This is a genomic window from Jingyaoa shaoxingensis (assembly GCF_014385005.1).
Classification (GTDB): Bacteria; Bacillota; Clostridia; order Lachnospirales; family Lachnospiraceae; genus Marvinbryantia; species Marvinbryantia shaoxingensis.
In genome coordinates, this window is the sequence record NZ_JACRSZ010000006.1 from 61,354 (window position 1) to 73,394 (window position 12,041).

General features: G+C 43.4%; 10 protein-coding genes. All 10 read right to left on the minus strand.

The annotated features are described in order from the left end of the window. The 10 genes from H8716_RS07135 to H8716_RS07180 all read right to left on the minus strand — a co-directional run bounded on the left by H8716_RS07135 (nucleotide 1) and on the right by H8716_RS07180 (nucleotide 11,686). On the minus strand, nucleotides 1–1,092 hold the full coding sequence (locus tag H8716_RS07135; RefSeq protein WP_249307880.1) for a branched-chain amino acid ABC transporter permease: 1,092 nt from the start codon (nucleotides 1,090–1,092) through the stop codon (nucleotides 1–3). A 13-nt stretch (nucleotides 1,093–1,105) separates the two neighbouring features. Further along, entirely contained in the window at nucleotides 1,106–1,981 is an 876-nt protein-coding gene (locus H8716_RS07140; protein WP_249307881.1) for a branched-chain amino acid ABC transporter permease, read from the minus strand. 106 nt (nucleotides 1,982–2,087) lie between these two features. After that, nucleotides 2,088–3,233, minus strand: coding sequence for an ABC transporter substrate-binding protein (locus tag H8716_RS07145; protein ID WP_249307882.1), 1,146 nt, complete (start codon nucleotides 3,231–3,233; stop codon nucleotides 2,088–2,090). A 179-nt stretch (nucleotides 3,234–3,412) separates the two neighbouring features. Beyond that, nucleotides 3,413–4,729, minus strand: a complete 1,317-nt coding sequence (locus tag H8716_RS07150; protein WP_249307883.1) for an ABC transporter substrate-binding protein — start codon at nucleotides 4,727–4,729, stop codon at nucleotides 3,413–3,415. Between the two features lie 16 nt (nucleotides 4,730–4,745). After that, the gene (locus H8716_RS07155; RefSeq protein ID WP_249307884.1) at nucleotides 4,746–5,423 is read right to left on the minus strand and encodes a response regulator transcription factor; all 678 of its coding nucleotides are present in this window, start codon (nucleotides 5,421–5,423) and stop codon (nucleotides 4,746–4,748) included. Next, on the minus strand, nucleotides 5,416–6,768 hold the full coding sequence (locus H8716_RS07160) for a sensor histidine kinase (RefSeq protein ID WP_249307885.1): 1,353 nt from the start codon (nucleotides 6,766–6,768) through the stop codon (nucleotides 5,416–5,418). The genes H8716_RS07155 and H8716_RS07160 overlap by 8 nt, the downstream gene beginning before the upstream one ends. Further along, a complete protein-coding gene (locus H8716_RS07165) occupies nucleotides 6,737–7,696 on the minus strand; it encodes a sugar ABC transporter substrate-binding protein (protein WP_249307886.1) in 960 nt (319 codons plus the stop codon). Before H8716_RS07165 ends, H8716_RS07160 begins: the two co-directional genes overlap by 32 nt. 477 nt (nucleotides 7,697–8,173) lie before the next feature. Then, nucleotides 8,174–9,145, minus strand: a complete 972-nt coding sequence (locus H8716_RS07170; RefSeq protein WP_249307887.1) for an ABC transporter permease — start codon at nucleotides 9,143–9,145, stop codon at nucleotides 8,174–8,176. Between the two features lie 38 nt (nucleotides 9,146–9,183). Next, nucleotides 9,184–10,668: a sugar ABC transporter ATP-binding protein gene (locus H8716_RS07175; RefSeq protein WP_249307888.1), complete on the minus strand. Its 1,485-nt coding sequence runs from the start codon at nucleotides 10,666–10,668 to the stop codon at nucleotides 9,184–9,186. Nucleotides 10,669–10,807: 139 nt separating this feature from the next. Further along, the gene (locus H8716_RS07180; RefSeq protein ID WP_249308027.1) at nucleotides 10,808–11,686 is read right to left on the minus strand and encodes a sugar ABC transporter substrate-binding protein; all 879 of its coding nucleotides are present in this window, start codon (nucleotides 11,684–11,686) and stop codon (nucleotides 10,808–10,810) included. Nucleotides 11,687–12,041: the final 355 nt, after the last annotated feature.

The window sequence follows — 12,041 nt, forward strand, 5'->3', positions numbered from 1 at the left end:
TTACGCCTCCTCCTTTGCTTTCTTATGGAATACACGTTCACGCCATTCGATCATCTTCGGGCTCCAACTAAAGAGCATGATCACGATCAGCACGATTGCGTATACCAGCATACGGTTGTCACTTAAGAACTGCAGTACCACGTTGTTACCCAGCATCTGCATCTTTCGCAGGAAATAGTCCAGTACCAGATTCAGCACGATTGGTGCAATGACAGATCCACGGATATTTCCGATACCGCCAAGTACCACATATACCAGAATCATGATAGACATGTTGTAACCAAAGTTCTTTGGTGTGGCACTTAAAGTAGACAGGTTATGTGCATACAGGGCACCACCGATACCTGCCAGACCTGCTGATACGGAAAATGCCATCAGTTTGTATTTTGTAACGTTGATACCAATGGATTCTGCTGCAATGCGGTTGTCACGGATAGACTGGATCGCACGTCCGTCTCTGGAATCCACAAGACGCAGTACAATAAATAAAGTAATCAGAACCAGAATCACACCTATCGCAAAAGTAGCATCCTTCGGGATGCCTGTGATACCCTGCGGTCCATTGACAATGACCTGTCCGTCCGGCTCCATACCAAGGGAAAGTGAATCCTTCATAGAGAAATGAAAACCATTGCCATCTCTTCCAATATATAATACATTTACCAGGTTTTTGATAATCTCGCCAAAAGCCAGTGTCACGATAGCAAGGTAGTCACCTTTCAGACGCAGTACCGGGATACCGATGAGTACACCGAAAATAGCCGCTATAACTGCACCGATAATCAGTGCAATGATAAAACGGATTACACTGTTGGTAATCACATTTTCCATACATTTGGTGAAAAATACACTACTGAAAGCGCCCACACACATGAAGCCTGCGTGTCCCAGACTCAGTTCACCCAGAACGCCTACCACCAGATTCAGAGATACTGCCAGAATTACATAGTAACAAAACGGAATCAGAAGTCCGGATAAGGAACTGGACATGTGACCGGTCGCAGACAGGAGCTGCATTGCCAGAAAGCCAATGATTACAATACCATAGGTAATCGCATTCTGTTTTGCTTTTTTTGTCATCATCTTTTTCATGCCTCTATCCTCCTTATACTTTTTCCTGAATCTGCTTGCCCAGAAGACCTGTCGGTTTTACCAGAAGCACGACAATCAGTACTGCAAATACAATGGCATCTGCCATCTGGGAAGAAATATAGGCTTTTCCAAAGATCTCGATAATACCCAGAAGAATACCGCCGATCATGGCACCCGGAATGGATCCGATTCCTCCGAATACGGCTGCCACGAATGCCTTGATACCAGGCATAGATCCTGTATATGGTGTCAGGGACGGGTATGCGGAGCAAAGCAGTACACCTGCGATAGCTGCCAGCCCAGAACCAATCGCGAATGTCAATGCGATGGTTGCATTCACATTGATACCCATCAGCTGTGCTGCGCCTTTATCCTCAGATACTGCCAGCATAGCCTGACCTGGTTTTGTCTTGTTAATAAATAACGTCAGTCCCACTACAATCAGAATACATGCAGCGATAGTCACAATCGTCTCACCACTGATGTTCAGTCCTGCTACTTTCAGTGCAGGAATCTTTACAACAGAAGTAAAAGACTTGGTATTGGAACTCCAGAATAACAGTGCCAGGTTCTGTAACAGATAGCTGACACCGATGGCTGTAATCAATACTGCCAGAGGGGATGCTGCACTACGAAGCGGACGGTAAGCCACTGCTTCGATTGCCATTCCCAGTACGGTACAGATTACTACGGATAACAGAACTGCCGGAATCGCCGGCATGCCTGCAGCTGTCGAATAGAATACCACATATGCACCCACCATGATAACATCACCGTGGGCAAAGTTCAGCATCTTGGCAATACCGTATACCATGGTATATCCAAGTGCTATGATCGCATATACACTTCCGAGACTGATTCCACTGATCAGATAATTCAGAAAACTCATAATACACCTCTCCATCCTTGTTCTGTCATAAGAAAAAGTACTTTTTCCATGATAAGAAAAGAAGGGGTTGCCACCTGAACGGCAACCCCTGTGTTATCCTATATATTTACTGTGCTGTGTAAGCACCGTCTTTGATGACTACTGCCTTAGGTGCTTTGTCTGGTTCACCATCTGCACTCCAAGTCATGCCTGATCCTGTAAGGCCATCATATGTGATCTCTGTCATAGCTGTCTTCATTGCATCACAGATTGCAGAAGCATCCATATCCGGTGTCAGTCCTGCTTTTTCTGCTGCTGCCTTGATAATGTACATTCCATCATAAGCATCTGCTGCGAACTGGATCGGTGTATCGCCAAATTTTTCTTTGTAAGAAGAAACAAATGCCTGTGTCTGTTCATCTTTTGCATCTGCTGCAAATGGTGTCAGAAGCATAACTCCTTCTGCGAGGCTTGTATCAAATCCTTCTACTGCAAGAATACCATCCAGGCCATCACATCCGAAGAATGTCGGTGCATAGTCCATAGATGCAGCCTGTGTCAGAATCAGAGATGCTTCTGTGTAGTAGATTGGAAGGAATACCATATCTGCTCCTGCATCTTTTGCTTTCTGAAGCTGTACAGAGAAGTCTGTCTTGCTGTCTTCTGTGAATGCCTCAGCTGAAACAATCTCAAATGGCTGATTTGCTGCTTCTGTTGCAAATGTGTTATAAATACCTGATGAATATACATCAGAACTATTGTAGATAACTGCTACTTTCTCAGCCAGTCCGTTCTCTCCAATATACTGAGCGGAAGCAGTACCCTGGTTCGGGTCAGAGAAGCATACACGGAATGCATTGTCTCCGGAAATACTCTCTACTGCGGATCCCGAAGGTGTCAGCAGGAACATATTGTCGTTAGCTGCTTCCCCTTCTACTGCGGTACAAGGTGTAGATGTTACAGTACCAAGCAGCATCTGCATACCCCAGTCTTTTAATGTATTGTAGGCATTGACGGATTTTTCTGCGTCATGCTCATCATCCTGGAAGTTGAACTCGATCTGATATCCGTTGATACCACCTGCTGCATTGATCTCATCTGCTGCCATCTGGGATGCATTCATAACTGCCTGTCCGTAAACAGCAGCACCGCCTGTGATCGGTCCGATTCCACCAATCTTAAATGTGTCATCCGCAAATGCTGTAGTTGAAAAACAGGTTGCTGTCATAGCAACCGCTGCTGCCACGCTGACTGCTTTTGTTAATTTTCTCATAATACCTCTCCTCCTGTCATATCGACTTCTACGAAAAGTCTGCGTATTTATTGAACTTATAATACCCTTGTCGTTTTCCCTTTGTCAATATTTTTTTCCTGCTATTTGAATGATATATTGCATTACTTTTATGTATTTCATGCATTACTCTGTGTGCTTATCGCAATGTCATGCACAATTTACTGGATCAGATATTCGTTGATGGTTCTCTGCAGAATCTTCAGATTACTGTCCACATCTTTATCTTCTTCCAGAATTTTGTTGATCTCACTGTCCGTCAGAGACATTGCCTGTTCATATTTCTTAAACTGAGGTTCTACATGCCCTTCCTCAATAACCCGGCCCAGCAGTTTTCCGTTGATAACCGTATCTCCCTCTTCCATATCTTCCTGTACAACCTGTTCCATCTGTTGAGACTCTGTCACTGTCTTCAATACAGATGCTCCCTGGGAGTCATAAAAAATATTCATCTGGCTTTCTTCGTCATACGTCAGGAGCTTTAAAAACTCCCATGCCAGTTTTTCTTCTTTTGTATTGGCACTGATTCCCATCAGCAGGGAATCTACCTGCGAAATATTTCCGCCCTGTTCTCCTGCCGGCATTGTAACACAGTCCCACTGGAAATTGGCGTATTTTCGAATCTTATATGGGTAGGTCTTGTAAGTACGGTATTCCGCAAAGGTCAGCGGCATGAATGCCACCCGCCCGCCATTAAAGTCCTCCTGAGTCAGTTTTTCTCCGCCATACAGATCATTGATGCTGCGTACATATTTTACTGCTTCCACTACCCTGGAATCTGTCAGTGCAGCCTCTGTTCCCTTCTTATTAAACACACCGCCGCCATTGGAGCACAGCGCATCCATCCAGTCATAATTGTAGCTGCCAAACTGATCCGGTACTCCGTCACCGTCTGTATCTCTGGTTACTTTTTTGCAGATCTCATAAAAATCCTCCCAGGTCCAGTTCTCTTCCGGCATATCAATGCCTTCCTGGGTCAGCAGGGTTTTATTCACAAACATCAGTGTGGGCACGGTTTCATAAGGAAGTGCATACTGTACGGACTCATACTGTCCGCTGACAAATGCACTGGTAAAATATTTTTCCGGCTCAAAATCCGTATCTTCTTCTATAAATGTCTCCAGATTCTTCATCACGCCCATGGAAGCGAACTGATTAAAATCGGTACCCAGCACCATGAAAATATCCGGTTCTTCTCCTGCCAGGAGCTTTCTGGAAAACCACTCTGAATAGTCATCTTTGCGTATTCCACTGTAATAATGCACCGTCACGCCCGGATGCGCATGTTCAAATTTGGCAATTGCCTTATCGATAATAGTAAAACTGTTGGCCTGTGCCACATCCCAGTTGCTTCCGGTAAACATTCCGAACTCCAGAGTAATGTTTTTCCGCAAATGTACATGACAGATACCGTATGCTGACAGTCCCGCAACCAGAATTCCAGCCACAGCCATCATGATACTTTGTTTTCGTTTCATCTGTATTTCCGCCTTTTTATTTTTCATCTGCTGCCAGATGCTTGGCTGCATTAGTCTGCACTGCCCAGATCGCAAGCTGAGTACGGTCACGCAGATCCAGCTTATTCAATATCGTGCTCAAATAGTTGCGCACCGTTCCATCCGACAGATTCAGTGCATCTGCAATCTCTTTATTCGCCGCACCGGTTCCCACCTGTGCGATAATCTTCCACTCTGTCCTGGTCAGTTCTTCCACACCTTTTCTTCCCACCGGTATGGTGTAATCCGTCTGCGCCATTTGCGAAAACAGGCGTAATACCTTGGTGGCAATATCCGGATTGATCATGGCCTTGCCACTATACACAGTTTTGATAGCATTCTCCAGTTCATCCATAGAAACACCCTTCAGCAGGTATCCGCTGGCTCCGAACTTCAATGCATTGTATACATACTCATCGTCGTCAAATGTGGTCAGAATAATAATCTTGATCTCTGGATAGTTTTCTTTGATGATCTTGGTGCACTGTACCCCATCCATTTTCGGCATACGCACATCCATCAGAATAATGTCCGGTTTTTCCTTACGTACACTGCGGATTACTGCCTGCCCGTCCTCAGCCACATCACATACGGTGATATCCGGCTTGCTGTTTAACACAATCTGAAGACTCTGTCGGATCAGTTCCTGATCATCCGCTATTAATACTTTAATCATAGTTTTCCCCCCATCGTATCGGTATCTCTGCTGTCACTGTAAATCCATCACTTCCGTCAAAAGATACCGTTCCATGCAGCATCTCAATCCGTTCTTTGATATGTTTGGTTCCGAATCCACTCTTAATCTCTTTTGCTCCGATTCCGTTGTCTTTAATGGACAGCAGAATCATATCATTCTGTCTCTTTAATGTAATCCAGATCTTACCGGCCTTACCATGGCGCACTGCATTGGTGATGCTTTCCTGAATCACACGGTAAATAGCATTTTCCTCATCTTCATCAAACTTCAGATGTTTTTCTTCTGTGGAAAAATAAATCTTCACGTCAGATGCCTGGCTCATGTCGATAATCATCTTACGGATGGCCGCATCCAGACTCAGACGTTCCAGGGCATCGGGTCGCAGTTCGTTCACGGAACGACGAACATCTTTGATCCCCTCCCTGCTGACATCTGACAATAATTTTAACTGTTTCTTCGTCTGCTCCGGACTGATATCAATCAGCGCCAGGCAGGCATCCAGACCTGTTGCAATCCCTGTCAGGGTATGTCCCAGTGTATCGTGAATCTCCCGCGCCAGACGGTTTCTTTCTTTTGTCTGTGTCATCTTCTCTGTCATACTGGCGTATTCCTGAAGCTGTTCATTGGCTGTCTGAATCTCATGATACAATTCATTGATCTGCTCAATCGTGCCCCTCTGTGCGTTAATCACATAAACACAGTAGATAATAAATAACACCACATTCAGCGAAATCAGAATATTGAACACGCCATAAAATATCTGCTGTGTAGACGCCGGGTAATACTGTATGTAAGAGTTCAGATGATACAGTGGCATATAGATGGACAGCAGCTCGTAATCTGCCAGAACATAGCCTCCAATTGCCAGCGCAACCAGTGCCACTTTTACTTTTCCACCTTTGACCAGTGAAATCATAGTTGCAAACAGGAACAACAGTAATCCGTTATAATTAAAATTCAGTGTGTAAATTACCATAAAACATAACACCAGATCAAACAACATAGAACAGATCATTAGTTGATACTTTTTTACTATCTGCCTGAAAAGGAAGGATACTATCAGAAAAACGGCTGCTATGATGCAAGTATGCATCACATTTTCCGGATTCTTGGGAATTGCTGTCACTCCATCCAGGAAGCTCCTGGCATCGTAGCGGTAAATTATTTTCTCCGTCGTATAGTAGATAAAAGTAGAAATCAGGATCACGGCTGCTACATTCAGTGCCAGCATGGAGCCCTGCAGCAGGATCACGGTTTTATCTTTTTCTTCGTTCATTCGGTCCACCTCTCCTCTATCTGCCCCATCCGGTGATTTCATAGTCATCCAGATTTTCCTGTGTAATCATGTATGGTGTGATACTGATGTATTTTTTTACTTCTTTTCCATCCAGACAGTCATAGGCAGTCTGGGCTGCCACTTCCCCGATCTGACGCGGATCCTGTCCGCTGGTTCCTGTCACCAGTCCCAGATTCAGCATAGACTTGAAGTCCGGTGAACCATCAATCCCATAAATCAATACTCCGTTGTCTTCATGATACTGCTGCAGCGCAGCAAGCGCTCCCAGTGCTGACGGGTCATTTCCTCCCAGTACTACCTCACACTCTATTCCACGGTTTAATATGGAGGCCATGGCGTCCGCACTGTCCTCAAATTCTCCCTGTCCGCATTTTCTGGCTACAACTTTGTAATTATCTCCTTCTGCCGAAGCCTCCACCGTTTCAATAAATCCCTGTACACGATTGGATATGGAAGTCTGAGTCGGATTATCCAGTACCACAATTCTGGCTTTATCCAGACGCTTCATCATATCTTCTGCGCATTGCACTCCTGCTTCGTAATTGTCCGTTTCGATAATGGATGACACATACTCCTGATCCTTTACAACCGTATCCATGTTGATAACAATGACGCCCTTTTCCTGACATGCTTTTAATGCCGGTTCTACCGTTTCCCAATCCACCGGATTCAGAAAAAGGACCTCAATCCCCTCATCCAGCATCTCCAGGATCTGGTCATTCTGCTTCTCCTGATCCTGACACGGGTTACGGGAAATCACAATATCTCCGTTTCCTTCCACTACATTTTCAATAGCTTCATGCAGCACATCAAAATATGGATTATTCCTCGTCATATAGGTCGCACCGAATATCTTCGGCTCATGCTCCTCTTCTGTCACTTCTGCCACACGGCATCCAGTCAGAGCAGCTGATGCCGCCAGAATTGCTGATGTTAAAATTACTTTTCTGTTCATATATTCTCCCAACTCTATTGATTCACGCACACAAACATTCTGTTTAAATTTTATGTCTGAAAAAGATGTGGGTCAAGAGTTTTTGTGACAGTATCTCTAAAGTATATTAAAAATGAACGAATTTGGAATTTATAGACGAACGAAAACAAACTGCTCTCATCTGTTCAGACACGTCGATTTTGGGCATCTACTGCGTCATTTATTATTCTTCATATTTTTGCGAACAAACATTGCAAAAATATGAAGAACACTATACTCGCAGATGCTCCTAAAATCTTCCTATCGTCTTACACAAATTGAGAGCAGTTTGTTTTCTGTTTATCTATATCTTCCCAAAAACGTATGCTTTTTATCTAATTTTTTTATAAACAAGATCTGACAGTTTTCAGATCCTGTGATTCATGACATATATGTACAACAAAATCCCCATGCCATATAACACGGGGATCTGTTTTCTTATTATGCGGGAAGGATATTTTATCTTCCTGCTTTTTTGTTTCTTACCCAGTCTACGTATACTGCCAGCAGAATTACGAGACCTTTTACAATATACTGCCAGTTGGAGTCTACACCCATCAGGTTCAGTCCGTTGTTCAGAATACCGATGATTAATACACCGATCAGTGTTCCGCCAAGTGTACCGGAACCACCACTCATGGAAGTACCACCTACGACTACGGCTGCGATAGCATCCATTTCAGCGCCATCACCGGCTGTCGGCTGTCCGGAATACAAACGGGATGCAATGATAACACCTGCAATACCTGCCATAATTCCTGTGTATGTATACACGATGAATTTTACTTTTTCTACGTTGATACCTGAGAATTTTGCTGCCTGTGCGTTACCACCTACTGCGTAAATGTGACGTCCAAGCTGTGTTCTGTTTACCATGAATACCGCAATGATGAAGATAATAATCATCAGTACTGCAGGTACCGGAAATGGTCCGATATATCCGGCGCCTGGCCATTTAAACAGTGGTTCCATACAACGAATCGGAGCACCACCGGTAATAACCAGAGCAATACCTTTTGCAATGTTCATAGATGCCAGTGTTACGATGAAAGGTGGGATATCTGTTTTACAGATAACAAAACCATTAAATACACCAACCAGTGCTCCAACTAAAATAGCCAGAATAAATCCAACTACGATTGGAAGATGGAAGTATACTACAGATCCTGCAGCCACACATCCGGAAAGAGCGATAACAGAACCAACTGAAAGTTCGATTCCACCCAGGATGATAACCATTGTCATACCGGTTGCCAGGAACATATTCGATGCATTCTGACGAAGAATGTTGAATAAGTTCTTAGGTGTCATAAATGTAGTTCTTGTCTTTGGGTAAATCAGCATAAATACACACATTGCAATCAATGCAATGATAATACCGATATTGTCTTTAAAATATTTGACGATTCCATTTTTTACTCTGGATGCCATAACGTTTCCTCCTTAAAATACGATATGATTTGATCTTTTTATTTTGCTGCAAGCTGCATGATTGCTTCCTGTTCTGCTTCCTCATGATTCAGACATCCTGTGACACGTCCCTCATTCATGACATAGACACGGTCACTCATGTTGATGATTTCAGGAAGTTCGGAGGAAATCATGATAATGGACATTCCCTCTTTTACCAGATCGTTCATGATAGAATAGATCTCTGCCTTTGCACCAACATCCACACCACGGGTCGGTTCGTCCAGAATCAGAATCTCCGGGTGGGTTGCCAGCCAGCGTCCAATCATTACTTTCTGCTGGTTTCCACCGGACAGATTACCAATTACCTGCTCCTGACTCGGTGTCTTAGTTGCCATCATATCGATATATTTCTGAGTAATTTCTTCTTCTTTTTTGCCATCTACATGAAGATTTTTGATGAATTGTCCCAGTACCTCAATCGTGGAGTTAAATCTCACACTCTGTACTTTATAAAGACCTTCTTCTTTTCGGCTTTCCGGAACCAGTGCGATTCCATACTTTAATGCATCAACTGGGGACTTGATATTTACTTTCTTTCCCTTTACATATACATCTCCGGTCATATGATCTGCCAGTCCGAAGATAGCTTTCATGGTTTCACTTCGACCTGCTCCAACCAGTCCTGCAAAACCAATGATTTCCCCCTTATGAAGCTCGAAGCTGGCATCCTTTGCCATTTTTCCATCGGAAATATGGTCACACTTCAGGATCACTTCTCCCGGCTCAAGGAAATCTCTTGTATAATAATTTGTTAACTCACGTCCTACCATCAAGGCAATCAGAGCATCTTTATTTGTCTCTTTTACCACTCTGGTACCTACTGTCTGACCATCTCGCATGACAGTAACGCGGTCACAGATTTCTTCCAATTCACTCATCTTATGAGAAATATAGATGATACCTACCCCTTTCTTGGTCAGGGTACGCATAGTTTCAAATAAGAAACCGACTTCTTTATCAGATATGGATGACGTCGGTTCATCCATAACCAGAATTTTGGAATTAAATGAAATTGCTTTTACGATTTCAACCATCTGCTGCTGGGCGATTGTCAGTTTTTCAACCAGTGTATCAGCATTGATATTCATCTCATAAGCATCCAACAGTTCCTGTGCATCCCTGGACATCTTTACACGATCCACGTTCATCTTTGTTCCCGGTTCCCGTCCAAGGAATATATTTTCTGCAACAGTCATATATGGCACCAGCACCAGTTCCTGATGCACGATCGAAACACCTGCATGACGGGCTGCCACTACATCATTAATCTCAGTTTTCTGACCATCAATGAAGATTTCGCCCTCTTCTGCATGATAAATACCACCCAATACTTTTATCAGCGTTGATTTTCCTGCTCCGTTTTCTCCAAGAAGTGCATGTACTTCTCCTGCTTTCAGCTGAAGGTTTACGTTCTGCAGAGCCTTAACTCCAGGGAAGGATTTGCTAATGCCCTTCATTTCAAGTAAGTATTTTTCACTCACTAATCGCCACCACCTGTCTTTTTTCATACTTTCCATGACACAGAAAAAATATTTTCTGTGTCATGGAAAAGGCTCTGCCCGCTTAAGGAGCAAAGCCCTTTGTCACCTCGTTATCAGATTTTATATTTTGCCTGTCGGCTTACTGCCATCCATCTGTACCGTAATCATCTACGTTATCAGCTGTTACAAGGAATGTTTCGATTGGGATGAATTCTTCTACTTCTTCGCCATCTAACCATTTGTAAGCTGTTTCAGCAATTGTCTTACCAATTGTGATTGGGGACTGTGCTCCGGTACCTTCAATCATAGTATCTTTCAGAAGTGCTTTTACGTCTGGAGATCCGTCAACACCATAGATCAGTGGGGATACACCTGCTGCATCGGCTGCTGCATATGCGCCAAGAGCTGTTGGGTCATTTCCGCCAAAGATAGCTACTACATCTGGGTTAGCTGTCAGAAGGTCAGTAGCTTTTTCATTAGCAACCTGCTGGTTACCCTGAGCATCCTGCTGTCCTACTACGTTAAATTCTACACCAGATTCTTTGATTGCATCCAGGAATCCGTTTGTTCTGTCTGTTACAGACTGCATAGTTGGGGAATCCAGTACCAGGATATCTCCACCTTCCGGAACTTTCTTAGCAAGGTCTTCACCACAAACATAACCAGCATTGTAGTTATCAGATCCGGCATAAGATACTAAGTAGCTCATGTCACCAACCTGTGTATCGAAACCAAACATTGGAATCTCTGCATCTTTTAACATATCCAGTCCAGGAATGATACCGTCAGCATCTACAGGGTTTACAAACATCATTTCGATTCCTCTGGAGATCAGGTCTTCGATCTGGTCAATCTGTTTGTTGGAATCGTTTGCCGGGTCCATAGCTACCAGCTCGTCACCATTTGCTTCTACTACTTCTTCAATAGCACCCTGAAGAGCAACGAAGAATGGGTTTGTTCCATCCATACATGTGTAACCAACCAGTTTTCCTTCTGCGCTTGCGCTCATAGCCATCATGCTTCCAAGAGCTGCTGTGCACATTAACGCTGTAACCACTTTTCTTTTCATTTTTCAATTACCTCCCAAGTAATTATTTGTTATTAATACTATAAAATTTTTCCAAGCTTTTTTCACCTGTACTTTGTAACATTTTTCATATGACATTTGTCATATTTTTATATGCAAATAGTCAAAAAGCACACAACTGCCAGCCTTGCATTCGGCATTGTTGTGTGCTTTCTATCATTTTTCACATATTTTCGGCTTACTTTTTGTATAATACAACACTTATACCTCTGACACATGTACACATTGCTGTATTATAACTTCAGCTTAAAACATTCTTTATTCGTATCTGTTCAGTATCTTCACT